The organism is Streptomyces marokkonensis (assembly GCF_039539045.1).
GTDB lineage: Bacteria > Actinomycetota > Actinomycetes > Streptomycetales > Streptomycetaceae > Streptomyces > Streptomyces marokkonensis.
This window is the reverse complement of the sequence record NZ_BAABCQ010000078.1, coordinates 1-16,272: the sequence shown is the minus strand read 5'-3', so window position 1 is coordinate 16,272 and position 16,272 is coordinate 1. Positions and strand designations below refer to the sequence as shown.

Sequence of the window (16,272 nt, the reverse complement as noted above, 5' to 3'; positions counted from 1 at the left end):
ACGGCCGGGGCCGGCCCGGAGCGGAGTCCACCGGGCCCTCCAGCGGCCACTGGGCGCGGCGCGGTTCACGCATCGTGCCGTACCTGCCGTAACGCCCGCGTACGGCGGCGAAGTGCGGTGGCCACCGGCAGTACGGTGCCCAGCACCGCCAGGAAGCCCGAGACCGCCGTGACGGCGCCGACCGTCGCCCACGGCACGACGATCGGCGCCGTCCCGAAGAGCTGGTGCAGGGCCGCCGCGAGGCCGAGGAGGTTGATCCCGCCGGCGAGCAGGGCCAGGGTCACCCCGACCGCCGTGACCAGGAGCGCCTCGGCGACGAAGAAGTGCAGGACCTGCCGGGGCGTGGCCCCGGTCATGCCGAGGACGGCCAGGTCGCGGCGCCGGTCCGAGGCCGCCATCAGCAGGGTGTTCAGGATGGCCACGAAGCAGAACAGGACGACGATCGCGGCGGTGGACCGCTGCCGGGTCTCGGTGAGCCGGCGCGCCTGGGCGGCCCCGGCGGCGACCAGTCCCCGGCGGGTCGTCAGCCGCGCCCCGCTGCCCTCGAGCACCGCCCGCACGCCCGCGAGGGCGGCCGCGCGGTCCGTGCCCGGAGCCAGCGAGAGGGAGGCGCGGCGGACCAGGCCGTCACGGGCGAACAGTCCCGTTCCGGCGAGGCGTCGCGGCAGGTAGGCCACGTCCTCGCCGGGCAGTGCCGCGTAGGTGGCGGCCACCCGCAGGGTGACCTCGCCGCCGTCCGCGAGCAGGACGCGGACCCGGTCGCCGACCTTCATGTGCCACCGGTCGGCCACGGCCATGCTGTGCTCGTCCAGGTCGTCGAGGGACCCGTGGACCACCTTCAGCCGCGTGGTCCGGCGCAGCGCGGCGGGGTGCACCGCGAGTCCGTCGTTCTCCTCCAGCCGCCCGTCCCCGTCCGGCAGGTAGACCGTCGTCAGCACGGGTGCCGCGAGGCGCACCCCGTCGACGCGCGCCACCCGTGCCGCCACGCTCGGGCTGAAGCCGGGCGTGCCGTCCGGGACCACGGCGTACGGCGCGCCGATCCCGGCCCGGAAGCCGTGGTCGCGGGCGGTCCCCAGCGAGTCGGTCGCCGTGAGCAGGGACAGCGCGAGTCCGACCGTCAGCAGGACCGGCGCCGCGGTGGCCGCCGTGCGCCGGCGCGAGGTGAGCGCGCTCTGCCGCACCAGCAGGGCGGCGGGCCCCGGCAGGCGCCGCAGCGGCCACGTCAGGACCCGGACGACGGGACCCACGGTCAGCGGCGCCAGCACCGCGGCCGCGACGACGGGCACCAGCAGCGAGACGACGTACGCGGTGGGCGACAGCACCGTGCGTGGCGCGACCAGCCCGATCCAGCAGGCCACGCCGGCCCCGCCGGCCAGCCCGGCGATGCCCAGGGCGGCGCGACCGGGTGTCACCGCGGTGTCGTCCACCGTGCCCTCCCGCAGCGCCTCCACCGGCCGCACCCGCGAGGCCCGGCGCGCGGCGGCCACCGCACCGCAGTAGGCCACGAGCACACCGGTCAGGAACGCCGCCCCGAGCGGCGCCAGCACGTGCCGGCGCGCGGAGAGCTCCACGGCGAACCAGGGCGGCGCGATGTCCATCGCGACGAGCAGCCCGGTCAGCGGCCGGGTGCCGAGCAGCCCGAGCGCCCCGCCCAGCGCGGACGCGAGGCACCCGACCAGCAGGGCCTCCGCTCGGACCATGCGGCGCACCTGCCGTCCGGTGGCGCCCACGGTGCGCAGCAGGGCGATCTCCCGGCGGCGCTGCACCACCGCGAAGGCGAAGGTGGAGGCCACGACGAACACCGCGGTGGTGCCCGCGACCGCGGCCATCACCGGCAGCAGCGTGAGGGTGTTGTCCAGCGCCTCCCGGTCGGTCCCGGCGTCCGCGTCCGCCCGGTGGCGGGCCGCCCCGGTGAGCACCTCGGCCCCGGCCCCGGCGCCGTCCCCGTCCCCGGCCTCGACCACGGCCCGTACCCGCTCCGCCGGCCCCAGCGCGACCAGGGCGTCGATCCGCGGCGAGAGCCGTTCCGCCTCGTCCGCGGTGAAGAAGACGGCGTCCTCCCAGCTCGCCGGTGCCACGGTGCCGACCACCGTGTAGCGTCCCGGCCCGGCCGCCGTCAGCACCGTCACCGTCTCCCCGGTGCGCGCCCGGTCCGCCGCGACGACGATCTCCCGCCCGGTACGCGGCGCACGGCCGTCGCGCAGCGCGTACCCGCCGAACTCGGCCACCGGCCACGGGTGTCCGACCTGCTTCACCGGCCCGTTCGCGAGCTGCGCGTAGAACGCCCGGTCGACGACCGTGGTCCCGGTCGCCGACACCTCGCGCAGCAACCGCCGTGACAGGCCCCTGGCCTCGGGCAGCGACCGCACGCCGAGATCGTGCTGCGCGGAGTCCCACCGCGGATCGACGGGCAGTACGACGGAGGGTGCGCGGGCGAACCGGTGCGGCGGCCGCTCGGGAGGCGCGGCCACGGCCGTCAGCACCACGCCCAGAGCGGTCAGCTGCGCCACCGCCAGGACGAGGGCGACCACCGTGCCCAGGAACGACACCCAGCGCACGCGCAGCGTGCCCAGTGCCACCGTCAGCATCGGGCACCCGCCGTCTCGGCGCCGGGACGGCCCAGCGCGGTCATCCGCTCGGCGACCGCCTGGGGGGTGGGCGAGCGCAGCTCCCCCGCGAGGAGCCCGTCGGCGAGGAAGACCACGCGGTCGGCGAAGGCCGCGACCTGCGGATCGTGGGTGACCATCACCACCGTCCCCGGTTTCCGCCCGCCGGGGGAGTGCACCAGGTCCCGCAGCACGTGCAGGAGTTCACGCCCCGTCGTCAGGTCGAGGGCGCCGGTCGGCTCGTCGGCGAAGAGCACGGCGGGCCGGGTCACCAGGGCACGGGCGACGGCGACCCGCTGCTGCTGGCCCCCGGAGAGGTGATGCGGACGGCTGCCCGCCCGGTCGGCGAGGCCCACCTGCTCCAGCGCCCGCCGCACCTCGGCGCGGGGCGGGCGCCGGCCGGCCAGCCGCAGGGGCAGCGCCACGTTCTGCTCGGCGGTCAGCGAGGGCAGCAGGTTGTACGCCTGGAAGACGAACCCCGTCGCGGTCCTGCGCAGGCGGGTCCGCTCCGTCTCGCTCAGCGAGGTCAGGTCAGTGCCGTCCAGGACGACGCGGCCGGAGCTGGGCCCGTCCAGACCGGCGGCGCACTGCAACAGCGTCGACTTGCCCGATCCGGAGGGTCCCATCACGGCGGTGAGACTGCTCCGCGAGAAGCCCACGTCGACGGGGCCGAGCACGGTCACCTCCGTCCTCCCCGAGCCGTACCGCTTGGTCAGCGCCTCAAGACGTACCGCGTCGTCACTCATGCCGATCCCCCTCGACCACACCTATGTGGACGGTGTCCACATTTTTCGCCCGCGCGAGCCGGAGGCAGGGCGCGGGATGCGTCGTAGACTAACCCCCGATGTGTACGCCGTCCACATTGCGGGGGAGTGGAAGATCTGCGGAGAAGGGAGCGCGCCGATGGCCCCACGGGAGACCTACCGGCACGGAAACCTGCGCCACGCGCTCATCGTGGCGGGCGTCGAACTCGCCCGTGAGGGCGGCCCGGACGCGGTGGTCCTGCGTGAGGCGACCAGGCGGGTGGGGGTCGCACCGAACGCGGCCTACCGCCACTTCGCCGACCGCCGCGCCCTGCTGAGCGCGGTCTCGCAGGCGGGCCTGGCGGAGCTGGCCCGCACGATGGAACGGGAACTGGCGAAAGCCCCTTCCCCGGTCCGTGCGCGCCTGCGCGCCCTGACCCGCGGCTACCTTGCCTTCGCCCAGGCCGAACCCGGCCTGTTCCGCGCGGCGTTCGCGACGACGGGCATGGCCGACACGGACACGGATGAAGCGACCGGACCCGACGGACGGACCGCCTACCGGCTCCTGTCCGACGCCCTGGACGACCTGACCGCCTCGGGTGCCCTGCCGCCCGAACACCGCCCGTACGCCGAGTACTTCGTCTGGTCGACCATCCACGGCATGGCCGTACTCCTCACCGACGGCCCCCTGCGCGGCCTGCTCCCGGTGGAGGCGGAGGAGGCCGAGCGTCGAGTGGCGGACGCGATCGAGAGGGGGCTGTGTCCCACGTCGGAGTGACACAACGGCCGTACCCGGACACTCGACGTCGACACCCGCCTACCGTGACGCCCATCGCGATACGACGCGTACGACGGAGGGGTGCGGATGTCGGTGAACGGCGAGACGGACGAGCCGGGTTGGGAGGTCGACCCGGACGACGAGTGGGGTGTGGCCGTCCTCACCACCGTGGCAAGGCAGTTGAAGCTGCGCCGCGAGGCCGCGGGGATGCGGGCGGGCGACTTCGGGGTGGCGATCGGATACGGGGAGGACCTCGTCTACAAGGTCGAGGGCGGGAAGCGGATCCCCCGGCGGGAGTACCTGGAGAAGGCGGACCAGGTGCTGGACGCGGGCGGGCTCGTCGCCGCGGCCTGGGAGGACGTGAAGAAGGTCCGGTACCCCAAGCAGGTGCGGGACCTGACCAAGCTGGAATCGCGGGCCGTCGAGTCGCTTTCGTACGGCAGCTACAGCCTGCACGGGCTCCTCCAGACCGAGGAGTACGCCCGCGCGCTCCTCGCCAGGCGGCGACCGGCCCTCACGGAGGACGAGGTCGAGAGCGCCGTCGCCGCGCGCATGGGCCGTAAGCAGATGTTCGAACGGGTCCCGGCCCCGGAACTCTGCTTCGTCCAGGAAGAGGCCACCCTCAGGCGCCCGGTGGGAGGCATGATGGTGCTACGGCGGCAGCTCGAACATCTGCTGGAAATCGAGCAGTTGCGGCACGTGGAGATCCAGGTGTTGCCGACGTCTCGCGGCGACCATCCGGGAGGAGGGCGGATGCAGGTGCTCAAGTTCGACGACGGCACGGCGGTCGGCCGGGCCGACGACGAGTTCGGCGGCCGTCCCGTCACGGATCCCCGGCAGCTGCGCATCCTCGAACTGCGCTATGGCAGTATCCGGGCCGAGGCACTGCCCGCCCGGGAATCAGGGGCCTTCATCGAACAACTGCTGGGGGAGACATGAGCCGTAAGGACACGACCGGATCCGGACACCTCGCCGAACTGGCCTGGTTCAAGAGCAGCTACAGCGACACCAGCAACCCCAGCGACTGCGTAGAGGTTGCGATAACCCCCGCCACCATCCACGTCCGCGACTCCAAGCGCCCCCACGCCCCCCGCCTCGCCGTCACCCGGGCCGCGTGGTCGGCTTTCGTGGCCGACACGGGACAGGCCTGAGCCCCGGACACGGCGGTCCGGGGCCCAGGCTCCTGCCAGTGGTGCGGCTCAGACCATGGTCGTGTGTGCCTGGCCCTGTGCCGGGGCGCCACCGAAGGCCGCCGAGGCGCCCAGACCGGCCGTGAGCGAGAACGGGCCGGCCTCCGCGTGGAAACCGGCGCCGAACGCACCACCGGCGGTTATGACGGCCGTGCCGGTGTCGATGCCGATGTTGCCGCCGGACACCTGGTCCAGGTCCGCGTCGGAGATCTCGGCCGTTTCGACCTGGGGGACGAGGTTCATGACAGGTCTTTCCTCTCGTACTGACGAAAAAGGGGGAGCGGTGAGGCACGCACGCCCGCGTTCCGGGTAGGGAAGTCCGGAACCGGCCACCGGCGTGCCGCGCACCGATCAAAGCACGGTGGTGAACGGCCCACCATCCGCTAGCCGTTGCGAGCCTGCCTCCGGCGTCGTGGCGTCCATCAGTGTGCGAATGCCGTCAGGGAAAGCGACTGTGTCTTCACGCTACCTACTGGTTACGGGCTTCTCCGGGGCCGCGACGGGCGCGGTCGGTACGGTCCCGTTCCGTCACGGCGTCGTCGTGCGACCGTGCGATGAACGGTGTGCAGGTCCGAGGGATTTTTGTCGACGACCCCGGGCGTGCGCTCCCCTCAGGGGGAGTAACACCCTCAGGGGGCGGCGGGTCCCGACCGTTTGCGATCCGATTCGACAATGATGGACTGGGTAGGGCCAGTTCACGTGAAGGGGGCTTCGTGGCGGATGTGATGTGGGGCAGTCCGCTGGACGGCCGGGATCCGACGACGGTGGGTCCGTACGTCGAACGCAAGTGCCCAGCCTGCTCACCGCTACCTGGCGCGTGACACAGCGGCGGCCCCGGCTCACAAGGACGGGCGGCACCGTGTGCGGGGGTGACGTCCTGTCGGTCCAGGTACTGCCAAGGCTTCGAAATGCGCCAGAGAACGGCCGCACACCATTGAACGTCTTCGAGTCGGCCACCGATCAGGTGATGGTGTGACTGAGCGCTTCAGGTGGCGAGTGAGCGCCCCGGTTGGCGGGTGGGCGCGTCAGAGTTGGCGAGGGGTGGCCCGAGCGAGCGTAGTGCTCCACAAGGCGACCCCCTACTGCCGCCCTGTCTGCCCGCAGGTTCTTGTGCAGCCGCAAGAAATAGTAGCCATGGCTATAGTAGCCATGTACTCTATTGATATGAGTAAGGATTCACCGGGTCCCACCCCTGGTTTCCTGGTGTGGCGGCTCGCCAACAAGTGGCGCGTCGCGGTCGATCGCGCGGTGGCACCGCTGGGCCTCACCCACGCCCAATACGTACTGGTCGCGTCACTGCACGGCATGCAGCGCGTCGGCGAAAGACCCAGTCAGCGCCGGCTCGCCGACCACACCGGCCTGGAGGCGCTCTACGTCTCGAAGCTGGCGCGCGTCCTGGAGTCGGCCGGCCTGATCGAGCGCAACCGCGATCCGCGCGACCCGCGCGCCGTACAGCTCGCCCTCACCGAGCAGGGCCAGGCCGTCGCGCGGCAGGCCATTGTGACGGTCCAGCAACTGCATCAGCAGTTGCTGGAGCCGCTCGGCGGTCGCGACGCCCCTCGGACGCGCGCGTTCACCGACGAGCTGACAACCCTGCTCGATGCATCTCTCGCTCCACCCGTACCGAACGACGAGAGCACTCAAGGAGCAACATCATGACCAGCATTGCAGCCACCGCCGAATCCGTCGCCGACGCACGGGCCCTCGGCCTGGCCCACTACGCCGCCCGCGGCGTCCTGGAGCACGTCCTGGCCCGGCACGGCAGCACGTTCCAGCAGCAGATCGTCCTGCGCGCCGCCGTCACCACCGACTCCCCGCAGACGCCGGACGATCTCGTCGCCCGGGCCCAGGGCTCCCTCAAGGCCGATCCGGCCGACATCCGCGCCACTCTCGACGAGCTGCTCGCCAAGCAACTGCTCGCTGCGGACGGCGCGCACCTTCGCCCCACGGACGCAGGACGTGCACTACTCGCCGCCGTCGGCGCGGAGATCGCTCCCATCAGCGCCCGCATCTGGGGCCAGATACCCGCCGAGGACCTGACCGCCGCCGGCCGCGTCCTCGCCCTCGTCACCGAGCGCGCCAACGCGGAGCTTGCGGAGCTGGCCGCCTGACCGCAGCGTTGCATGGTTTCCAGTGGCGCCAGTTGGCCTGGCGGACGGTCCGAAGTGCTTCAGTTGGCGTGTGTCGCCAACTGAAGCACTCAGTTACAGATGGGCCGTGAAGCGCCACGAGCGAAGGCGGAGACATCAGCGCAGGCGCCGTCGGCCGCCCGCTCCCGCCCGGAGGAGTGAAGCGACGACGGGTGCTTGAGAGAGAAGCGAAAGCTGTAACAGCTCCAGCCCTGATCAGCGGAAGACTCTCTCTGACCTGCCCCTACAGCACCGGCAGTGACTTCCGCAGCTCGAACGCGGTGACCTGCGACCGGTACTCCTCCCACTCCTGCCGCTTGTTGCGCAGGAAGAAGTCGAAGACGTGCTCGCCGAGGGTCTCGGCGACCAGGTCGCTGCGCTCCATCAGGGCGAGGGCCTCACCCAGGTTCTGGGGGAGGGGCTCGATGCCCAGCGCGCGGCGTTCCGAGTCGGACAGGGCCCAGACGTCGTCCTCGGCGCCCGGCGGGAGTTCGTAGCCCTCCTCGATGCCCTTCAGGCCGGCGGCCAGCAGGACGGCGTAGGTCAGGTACGGGTTGGCGCCGGAGTCGATGGAGCGGACCTCGACGCGGGCCGAGCCGGTCTTGCCGGGCTTGTACATGGGGACGCGGACCAGGGCGGAGCGGTTGTTGTGGCCCCAGCAGATGTAGGAGGGGGCCTCGCCGCCCGCCCCGGCCGTGCGCTCGCTACCGCCCCAGATGCGCTTGTACGAGTTCACCCACTGGTTGGTGACGGCGGAGATCTCCGCCGCGTGCCGCAGCAGGCCCGCGATGAAGGAGCGGCCGACCTTGGAGAGCTGGTACTCGGCGCCCGACTCGTAGAACGCGTTGCGGTCGCCCTCGAAGAGGGAGAGGTGGGTGTGCATGCCCGAGCCCGGGTACTCCGAGAACGGCTTCGGCATGAAGGTGGCCTGGAGGCCCTGCTCCAGCGCGACCTGCTTCATGACCAGGCGGAAGGTCATGATGTTGTCGGCCGTGGAGAGCGCGTCGGCGTAGCGCAGGTCGATCTCCTGCTGGCCGGGGGCGCCCTCGTGGTGGGAGAACTCCACCGAGATGCCCATCGACTCCAGCATGGTGATCGCCTGGCGGCGGAAGTCCATGCCGATGTTCTGCGGGGTGTGGTCGAAGTAGCCGGAGTTGTCGGCGGGGGTGGGGACCGTGCCGTCGACGGGCTTGTCCTTCAGCAGGAAGAACTCGATCTCCGGGTGGGTGTAGAAGGTGAAGCCCAGGTCGGAGGTGCGGGCCAGGGCGCGCTTGAGGACGTAGCGCGGGTCGGCGAAGGACGGGGACCCGTCCGGCATGAGGATGTCGCAGAACATCCGGGCCGTGCCGGGGGCCTCCGCGCGCCAGGGCAGGACCTGGAAGGTCGACGGGTCCGGCTTGGCGATCATGTCGGACTCGTAGACCCGGGCGAAGCCCTCGATCGCCGAGCCGTCGAAGCCGATGCCCTCGTCGAAGGCCTGCTCCAGCTCGGCCGGGGCCACGGCGACGGACTTGAGGAAGCCCAGTACGTCCGTGAACCACAGGCGTACGAACCGGATGTCGCGTTCCTCCAGCGTCCGGATCACGAACTCCTGCTGCTTGTCCATCTTCCGCTTCCCCATCCTCGCTGGTCAGGCCGCCTGTCTCCGGTACGGCGGGAGGTGGCCCTGCACCTGAGCATCAGACCACAGCACGGTTACGTACGCGTTGCGGGCCTCGGTCGCCTGCCGGTCCTCCCCGCAGCGTAGAGGCCGCGTGTTCGATCGGGCCATTCCTGGAGTCCGGGCCGCGACAGATCCCGTCACCCCCTACGAAGGACCACTCCTTCACCATTACGATCAGCGCACTCAGTCGGCCCCCCTTACCCAGAAGGGCACACCCCATGGGTTCCGCCAAGAAGAGCAGCAACACGGCGCGTCAGGCACGGATAGCCGAGATGCGGCGCGCCGAGGAGTCCCGCGACCGCCGGAACCGAATACTCACCATCGCGGTCAGTACCGTGGTCGTCGCCGGTCTCGTCGTCGGTGGTGTCGTCCTCGTCCGGTCGCAGTCGGACGACTCCGCCTCCGACACGGCGTCCGACGGCAAGACGTCCGGCAAGTTCGTCACCGGCGACGACGGGGTGCGGACCTGGGAGGGGGACCTGGGCCGCAACCACGTCGCCGAGAAGGTGTCCTACCCCGCCGAGCCCCCGGTCGGCGGCGACCACAACCAGGTGTGGATGAACTGCGACGGCGACGTCTACACCAAGCCGCTGAACAACGAGAACGCCGTGCACTCGCTGGAGCACGGTGCCGTCTGGGTGACGTACACCGACGAGGCGCCGAAGGCCGAGGTGGACAAGCTGGCGGCGAAGGTGAAGAAGACGCCGTACTCGCTGATGAGCCCGGACGACAAGCAGAAGGACCCGATCATGCTCACCGCCTGGGGCCACCAGCGCACGGTGACGGGCGCCGACGACCCGAACGTGGACAAGTTCTTCGAGAAGTTCGTCCAGGGCGAGCAGACCCCAGAGCCGGGTGCCGCCTGCACGAACGGCCTGTCCGAGTGACACCGAAACAGGCCGGCTGGATCGCGGGGGCCGCGGCGGCGGCCCTCGTCGCGGCCGGCGGCATCACCTACGCGGTCGCCGGGGACGACGGCGCGGGCCGTGTCCCGTCCGCCGACTCGGCGGACGCCGGCTTCGCGCGGGACATGTCGGTGCACCACCAGCAGGCCGTGGAGATGTCGTACATCGTGCGCGACCGCACGAAGGACGAGGAGGTGCGCCGGCTCGCGTACGACATCGCGCAGACCCAGGCCAACCAGCGCGGCATGATGATCGGCTGGCTGGACCTGTGGGGGCTGCCGAAGGTGTCGTCGGACCCGCCGATGACCTGGATGGGCATGGGCGACGCGCCGTCGGCCGGGGAGGGTTCGCTGATGCCGGGGATGGCCACCGACGCCCAGATGGAGAAGCTGGCGACGCTGGACGGGAAGCGAGCGGAGGTCTACTACCTCCAGCTCATGACCGAGCACCACAAGGGCGGCGTCCACATGGCCGAGGGGTGCGCCGAGCGGTGCACGGTCGGCGTGGAGCGGCGGCTGGCCCAGGGGATGGTGGAGTCGCAGGAGTCGGAGATCCGGCTGATGGCGGACCTGCTGGCCGAGCGGGGCGCGAAGCCGGAGTAGTGAGGCCGCCCCGGACGGGCCGACGCGAAGGCGGTCCCCGACGCGAAGGCGGGTCCCGACGCGAAAGCGGGCCCGTTCCACCGGCCGGGCCCGCCCGCGGACAGGACCTAGCGTTGCCGCCTGAGGTCCGCCAGCAGCTGGTGCAGCGGCTCCGTCTCCCGGCGCCGGTACTCCTGGACCGCCCAGCCGTTGCCGTCGGGGTCCTTGAAGTACATGAAGGTGGCGCCGTCGTCCGGTGAGTACTGCACCGGCTCGGAGACCTCCAGGCCGCGCCCCACCAGCTCCGCGTGGGCCGCCTTGATGTCGGTGACGCACAGTTGCAGGCCCTGGTACGTGCCGGGGGCCGGCGCGGTCTGGCCCTGTGCCATGTCCCAGATGGCCTCACCGAGGGCGATCGAGCAGCCCGAGCCCGGAGGCGTCAGCTGGACGATGCGCATGCCCGGCATGACCTCCTGGTCGATGTCGACGTGGAATCCGACCTTGTCCCGGTAGAAGTCCCGGGCGCGGTCGATGTCGGTCACGGGCAGCGGGATCACTTCGAGCGTGAAGTCCATGGCCTGGCTCCTTCGACGTCCTTGTCGAGCACGGTGTCGGTTGTCATTGGCTGTACGTCAGTAGTCCATGCAGTGCATGTAGTCCCAGTAGCCGCACGTCAGTAGTGGTACCGCGCCTGGACGATGACCAGTTCGCCGTCGACCGGCTTGTACACCAGGCGGTGGGTGTCGTCGATGCGTCGTGACCAGTAGCCCGACAGGTCGCCCTTCAGCGGCTCAGGCTTGCCGATGCCCTTGAACGGGTCACGTGTGATGTCGGTGATCAGTTTGTTGATCCGCTTGGTCACCTTCCGGTCGCTCTCGGCCCAGTGGACGTAGTCCTCCCAGCCGTGCGTCGTGAAAGTGATCCTCACGGGCGCTCCGCGTCGGGGTCGATCAGCTCACGTCGGCGAGCACCGCCGGATTCGGCCTCGGCGATGGAGTCGAGCAGGCGGCGGGCGTTCCTCGGGGAACGCAGGAGATGCACGGTCTCCGTCCAGGCCGTGAAGTCCTCCTCGGACATGAGCACGGCGTTTCCTTTGCGGGAAGTGATGTGCACCGGGGCGTGGTCCTCGTTGACCTGCTCTATCAGGGGGAACAGGTTCTGACGGGCTTCGCTGGCGGTAATGGACATACCGGTGCCTCCCTTCGCGGCTTGTACAAGATATCGTACGAGTGTGGAGCGGTCCACCGGAGCGGGCGCCGGTGACCGATGCCGGTACGCCCCGACGCCCGCGCGCGCTTCCCCGGTTACGCTCCCCCCAGGACCTTGATTCCGACGGAACGCAGTGCGACAGACGCGACAGGAGGCCCGGATGACGGCGCCGGGGCGCAGGAGCAGTACCTTCACGCGGCTGCTGCGGCACGGCTTCACCGATCCCTCGGCCGCCGAGCGGCTGCTGGACGGCGTGGAGCTGGCGCCGGTCCGCGACGACCCGGTCCTGCTGGAGGCGTTGGGCGCCACCGCCGACCCGGACCTCGCCCTGCACGGCCTGGTCAGACTGCTGGAGGCGCAACCCGTCCCCACCGCCCGCCGGGAGCTGCTGGACACCCTGATAGCCGCCAAGCCGCTGCGCGACCGCCTGCTCGGTGTGCTCGGCGCCTCCGAGGCGCTCGCCGACCACCTCGCCCGGCACGCCGGCGACTGGCAGGCCCTGGTCACCTACGAGCCGCGGGACCTGCACCGCGGGGTGGCGGAGTTCGAGGACGGCCTCGCCGAGGCCACCGACCCCGTCTCTCTGCGCGTCGCCTACCGGCGCTGCCTGCTGTCCATCGCCGCCCGCGACGTGTGCGGCACCATCGACGTCGCCGAGACCGCCGCCGAGCTGGCCGACCTCGCCACCGCCACCCTGCGCGCCGCCCTCGCCCTCGCCGAGGCCGACGCGCCCGAAGAGGCCGCGCTGTGCCGGCTCGCGGTGATCGCGATGGGCAAGTGCGGCGGACACGAGCTGAACTACGTCTCCGACGTCGACGTCATCTTCGTGGGCGAGCCCGCGGAGGGGGTGGACGACGAGGCCAGGGCCATGCGGGCCGCGACCGCACTCGCCTCGCACCTGATGCGGATCTGCTCCGAGACCACCGTCGAGGGCTCCATCTGGCCCGTCGACGCCAACCTCCGCCCCGAGGGACGCAACGGCCCGCTGGTGCGTACCCTCAGCAGCCATCTCGCCTACTACCAGCGCTGGGCCAAGACCTGGGAGTTCCAGGCGCTGCTCAAGGCCCGCCCGGTGGCCGGCGACCCCGTGCTGGGCGCCGAGTACGTCGCCGCCCTCCAGCCCCTGGTGTGGCAGGCCGCCGACCGGGAGAACTTCGTCCCCGACGTGCAGAAGATGCGCCGCCGGGTGGTGGAGACCATCCCCGTGGCCGAGGTCGGCCGGCAGCTGAAACTGGGCCCGGGCGGGCTGCGGGACGTCGAGTTCGCCGTCCAGCTGCTCCAGCTGGTGCACGGGCGCTCCGACACGTCCCTGCACAGCGGTACGACGCTGGACGCGCTGGAGGCGCTCGCCGCGGGCGGGTACGTCGCCCGGTCCGACGCCGCCCAGCTCGACGAGGCGTACCGCTTCCTGCGCTCCATGGAGCACCGCATCCAGCTGTACCGGCTGCGGCGCACCCACCTGGTGCCCGAGGACGAACCGGACCTGCGCCGTCTCGGCCGCTCCCTCGGCCTGCGCACCGATCCGGTGGCAGGGCTGCTGCGCGCGTGGAGACGGCACGCCTCCGTCGTACGCCGGCTGCACGAGAAGCTGTTCTACCGGCCGCTGCTGGACGCCGTCGCCCAGCTGGCGCCCGGCGAGGCCCGGCTGAGCCCCGAGGCGGCCCGGGAGCGGATGGTCGCCCTCGGGTACGCCGACCCGGCCGCCGCGCTCAGGCACCTGGAGGCGCTGGCGTCGGGCGTCACCCGCAAGGCGGCCATCCAGCGCACCCTGCTGCCCGTCCTGCTGGGCTGGTTCGCGGACTCCGCCGACCCGGACGCGGGTCTGCTCAACTTTCGCAAGGTCTCGGACGCGCTCGGCAAGACACCCTGGTACCTGCGGCTGCTGCGGGACGAGGGCGCGGCGGCCGAGAACCTCGCCCGGGTGCTCTCCGCCGGGCGGCTCGCCCCGGACCTGCTGATGCGGGCGCCCGAGGCCGTCGCGCTGCTCGGGGACGGCAACGCCGGGGGACTGGCGCCGCGCGGGCGGCTCCAGCTGGAGCAGGAGACCCTCGCCGCGGTCCGCCGCGCGGACGGCGCGGTGCAGGCGGTCGCGGCGGTGCGCGGGGTACGGCGCCGGGAGCTGTTCCGTACGGCCGCCACGGACATCGTCGGTTCCTACGGCACCGAGGCGCAGCCCGTCGAGGTCGACCAGGGCGCCCTGGTCGACCGGGTGGGCGCCGCGGTCTCCGATCTGACGGCGGCGACGCTGGCGGGGACTTTGCGGGCGGTCGTGCGGGAGGGCTGGGGCGACACGCTGCCGACCCGGTTCGCGATCATCGGGATGGGCCGCTTCGGCGGGCACGAGCTGGGCTACGGCTCGGACGCGGACGTGCTCTTCGTGCACGAGCCGCTGGACGGGGTCGGCGAGCGGGAGGCGGCGGACGCGGCGGGCAGGGTCGTCACCGAGATGCGCCGCCTGCTCCAGGTGCCCAGCGCCGACCCGCCCCTGCTCATCGACACCGACCTGCGGCCCGAGGGCAAGTCCGGGCCGCTGGTGCGGACGCTGAAGTCGTACGAGGCCTACTACCGGCGCTGGTCGATGGTGTGGGAGCGGCACGCGCTGCTGCGGGCCGAGTTCGTCGCCGGGGACGCGGATCTGGGGCGGCGGTTCACCGAGCTGGCCGATCCGCTGCGGTACCCGGCGGACGGGCTCGGGGATGACGCCGTACGGGAGATCCGGCGGCTCAAGGCCCGGATGGAGTCCGAGCGGCTGCCCCGCGGCGCCGACCCCAAGCTGCACGCCAAACTGGGCCCGGGCGGACTGTCCGACGTGGAGTGGACCGTGCAGCTCCTCCAGCTGCGGCACGGGCACACGGAGGCGGGGCTGCGGACCACCCGGACGCGCCGGGCCCTGTCCGCCGCCTGCGACGCCGGCCTCGTCTCGGCGGAGCACGCCGGGACGCTCGACGAGGCGTGGGTCCTGGCGACGCGCGTCCGCAACGCGGTGATGCTGGTGCGGGGACGGGCGAGCGACACCTTCCCGAGCGACCCCCGGGAGCTCGCGGCGGTGGGCCGCTACCTGGGTCACGGGCCCGGGCACGCGGGCGACATGCTGGACGAGTACCGCCGCACGGCCCGCCGGGCCCGGACGGTGGTGGAGGAGCTGTTCTACGACACCCCCTAGCCGGCCCGGTCTTCGACCTGTAGTGCCCCGGCGGGTGGGGGGGCGACCGCTCGTCCCGTGCCCCGGGACGTCCGGTGTCGGCGAAGAGCGGCCGGAGGTGCCCAGGAACAGCAGGGCGGGGCGGCCCCGCAGGGGCCGCCGCGACGGCCCGGTGCGGATCGCGCGGGAACGAACGCCCCTCACTGGCCTCCGGCGCGCTGCCGCGACGGCACCGGCGGTTCGCCCACGGTGACGGCTGCTGATGTCCCGGTGGACGTGTCGAAGAAACCCGGTGTGGGAGCGCAGGTGGCCGGGCAGGGGGCGTCCGTCCGGGCGGTGGCAAGGGTGCGCGTGGCGCCGCTACGGTGCCGGACCGTGCGGACCGGGAGGGAGACGTGGAGACGGCTCAGCGGGAGTCGGCGCGGACGACCACGACCCGTCGCCCGCGGGTGTGTCCGGCCTGGCTGTCGGCGTGCGCCGCCGCGGCCTCGGCCAGGGTGTAGGACTTCTCGACCGGGATGTGGAGCTTCCCCCGTGAGATGAGGTCGACGGCCTCGGCGAGTGCGTCCGGCACACTCCCGGCCACGCCGGAGAAGCGGACACCGGACTTCGGCGCGTCGAGGTCGGCGATGGACACCACCTTCCGTGGATCCCCGGTCAGCTCGACCAGCTCGCGGATCACGCCCGAGCCGGCCAGGTCGAGGGCCCCGTCGACCGGGCCGAGCCGCCGTACCCGCTCGACCCAGCCGTCGCCGTACGTCGTGGCGAGGGCGCCCAGGCTCCCCAGGTAGTCCTGGTTCGCGGCCCCGGCGGTGCCGATCACCGTGATGCCGCGCTCGCGGGCGATCTGCAGCACCGCCGAGCCGACACCCCCGGACGCCCCGCTGACCAGCAGCGTCTGCCCGGGCCGTACACCGACCTCGCGGATGACGCGCAGCGCGGTCTCCACCACGGAGGGGTATCCGGCAGCCTCCTCGAACGTCAGTCCCTCGGGCATCCGGGCCCAGGCCCCCAGCACGGAGAACTCGGCGTAGGTGCTCGAGCCCTCGCCGAACACGTGGTCGCCGACCTCGACCCCTTCGACACCCTCACCGACCTCGTCCACCACCCCGGAGGCGTCCAGCCCGACCCCTGAGGGCAATTCGGTCGGATGGGCCCCCAGGACCTGGCCCTCCCGGACCCTCCAGTCGACGGGGTTGACGCCCGCCGCCCGCACGGCGACGCGTACCTGGCCGGGGCCCGCGTGGGGCTCCTCGGCGTCTATGAGGCGCAGGACTTCCGGACCGCCGAACTCGGCGAAGCTCACTTTCTTCATACGGCCGACCG

The 16,272-nt window shown here is 72.2% G+C and carries 16 protein-coding genes; 8 read left to right on the top strand and 8 right to left on the bottom strand.

Translation table 11 applies throughout. The features are described from left to right. Window positions 1–65 precede the first annotated feature (65 nt). Window positions 66–2,588, bottom strand: coding sequence for an ABC transporter permease (locus ABEA26_RS20185; RefSeq protein ID WP_345594114.1), 2,523 nt, complete (start codon window positions 2,586–2,588; stop codon window positions 66–68). Continuing rightward, the gene (locus ABEA26_RS20180; protein ID WP_345594112.1) at window positions 2,582–3,352 is read right to left on the bottom strand and encodes an ABC transporter ATP-binding protein; all 771 of its coding nucleotides are present in this window, start codon (window positions 3,350–3,352) and stop codon (window positions 2,582–2,584) included. The genes ABEA26_RS20185 and ABEA26_RS20180 overlap by 7 nt, the downstream gene beginning before the upstream one ends. Before the next feature lie 157 nt (window positions 3,353–3,509). Between ABEA26_RS20180 and ABEA26_RS20175 the strand changes: the two genes are divergently transcribed. From ABEA26_RS20175 to ABEA26_RS20165, 3 genes are all read left to right on the top strand, one after another. Further along, window positions 3,510–4,127, top strand: a complete 618-nt coding sequence (locus tag ABEA26_RS20175) for a TetR/AcrR family transcriptional regulator (protein ID WP_345594110.1) — start codon at window positions 3,510–3,512, stop codon at window positions 4,125–4,127. An 87-nt stretch (window positions 4,128–4,214) separates the two neighbouring features. Beyond that, a complete protein-coding gene (locus ABEA26_RS20170) occupies window positions 4,215–5,066 on the top strand; it encodes a helix-turn-helix domain-containing protein (protein WP_345594108.1) in 852 nt (283 codons plus the stop codon). Beyond that, window positions 5,063–5,278: a DUF397 domain-containing protein gene (locus ABEA26_RS20165; protein WP_345594106.1), complete on the top strand. Its 216-nt coding sequence runs from the start codon at window positions 5,063–5,065 to the stop codon at window positions 5,276–5,278. The genes ABEA26_RS20170 and ABEA26_RS20165 overlap by 4 nt, the downstream gene beginning before the upstream one ends. A gap of 48 nt (window positions 5,279–5,326) precedes the next feature. Here the strand turns inward: ABEA26_RS20165 and ABEA26_RS20160 are convergent, their stop codons facing one another. Continuing rightward, window positions 5,327–5,560: a hypothetical protein gene (locus ABEA26_RS20160; RefSeq protein WP_345594104.1), complete on the bottom strand. Its 234-nt coding sequence runs from the start codon at window positions 5,558–5,560 to the stop codon at window positions 5,327–5,329. 921 nt (window positions 5,561–6,481) lie between these two features. Between ABEA26_RS20160 and ABEA26_RS20155 the strand changes: the two genes are divergently transcribed. Both ABEA26_RS20155 and ABEA26_RS20150 read left to right on the top strand, forming a co-directional pair. Beyond that, window positions 6,482–6,976 carry a MarR family winged helix-turn-helix transcriptional regulator gene (locus ABEA26_RS20155; protein ID WP_345594102.1) on the top strand — a complete coding sequence of 165 codons (495 nt, stop codon included), beginning with the start codon at window positions 6,482–6,484 and terminating at the stop codon, window positions 6,974–6,976. Then, window positions 6,973–7,428: a MarR family transcriptional regulator gene (locus tag ABEA26_RS20150; protein WP_345594100.1), complete on the top strand. Its 456-nt coding sequence runs from the start codon at window positions 6,973–6,975 to the stop codon at window positions 7,426–7,428. Before ABEA26_RS20155 ends, ABEA26_RS20150 begins: the two co-directional genes overlap by 4 nt. Window positions 7,429–7,690: 262 nt before the next feature. Here ABEA26_RS20150 and glnA read toward each other — a convergent pair whose 3' ends face one another. Continuing rightward, window positions 7,691–9,052 carry a type I glutamate--ammonia ligase gene (glnA, locus tag ABEA26_RS20145; RefSeq protein WP_279563768.1) on the bottom strand — a complete coding sequence of 454 codons (1,362 nt, stop codon included), beginning with the start codon at window positions 9,050–9,052 and terminating at the stop codon, window positions 7,691–7,693. 275 nt (window positions 9,053–9,327) lie between these two features. Here glnA and ABEA26_RS20140 point away from each other — a divergent pair, with 275 nt between their 5' ends. Together ABEA26_RS20140 and ABEA26_RS20135 are read left to right on the top strand one after the other, a co-directional pair. Next, window positions 9,328–9,996 carry a thioredoxin-like domain-containing protein gene (locus tag ABEA26_RS20140; protein ID WP_345594098.1) on the top strand — a complete coding sequence of 223 codons (669 nt, stop codon included), beginning with the start codon at window positions 9,328–9,330 and terminating at the stop codon, window positions 9,994–9,996. Next, on the top strand, window positions 9,993–10,616 hold the full coding sequence (locus tag ABEA26_RS20135) for a DUF305 domain-containing protein (RefSeq protein WP_345594096.1): 624 nt from the start codon (window positions 9,993–9,995) through the stop codon (window positions 10,614–10,616). The genes ABEA26_RS20140 and ABEA26_RS20135 overlap by 4 nt, the downstream gene beginning before the upstream one ends. A gap of 107 nt (window positions 10,617–10,723) precedes the next feature. Here the strand turns inward: ABEA26_RS20135 and ABEA26_RS20130 are convergent, their stop codons facing one another. From ABEA26_RS20130 to ABEA26_RS20120, 3 genes are all read right to left on the bottom strand, one after another. After that, a complete protein-coding gene (locus ABEA26_RS20130; RefSeq protein WP_345594095.1) occupies window positions 10,724–11,170 on the bottom strand; it encodes a VOC family protein in 447 nt (148 codons plus the stop codon). A 98-nt stretch (window positions 11,171–11,268) separates the two neighbouring features. Then, complete coding sequence (locus ABEA26_RS20125) at window positions 11,269–11,523, bottom strand: Txe/YoeB family addiction module toxin (RefSeq protein ID WP_279563696.1); 255 nt, start codon at window positions 11,521–11,523, stop codon at window positions 11,269–11,271. Then, window positions 11,520–11,783, bottom strand: coding sequence for a type II toxin-antitoxin system Phd/YefM family antitoxin (locus ABEA26_RS20120; protein WP_345594094.1), 264 nt, complete (start codon window positions 11,781–11,783; stop codon window positions 11,520–11,522). Before ABEA26_RS20120 ends, ABEA26_RS20125 begins: the two co-directional genes overlap by 4 nt. 181 nt (window positions 11,784–11,964) lie before the next feature. Here ABEA26_RS20120 and ABEA26_RS20115 point away from each other — a divergent pair, with 181 nt between their 5' ends. Further along, a complete protein-coding gene (locus tag ABEA26_RS20115) occupies window positions 11,965–14,967 on the top strand; it encodes a bifunctional [glutamine synthetase] adenylyltransferase/[glutamine synthetase]-adenylyl-L-tyrosine phosphorylase (RefSeq protein WP_345594092.1) in 3,003 nt (1,000 codons plus the stop codon). Window positions 14,968–15,352: 385 nt separating this feature from the next. Here ABEA26_RS20115 and ABEA26_RS20110 read toward each other — a convergent pair whose 3' ends face one another. After that, a complete protein-coding gene (locus ABEA26_RS20110) occupies window positions 15,353–16,261 on the bottom strand; it encodes an NADP-dependent oxidoreductase (protein ID WP_345594146.1) in 909 nt (302 codons plus the stop codon). Window positions 16,262–16,272 lie beyond the last annotated feature (11 nt).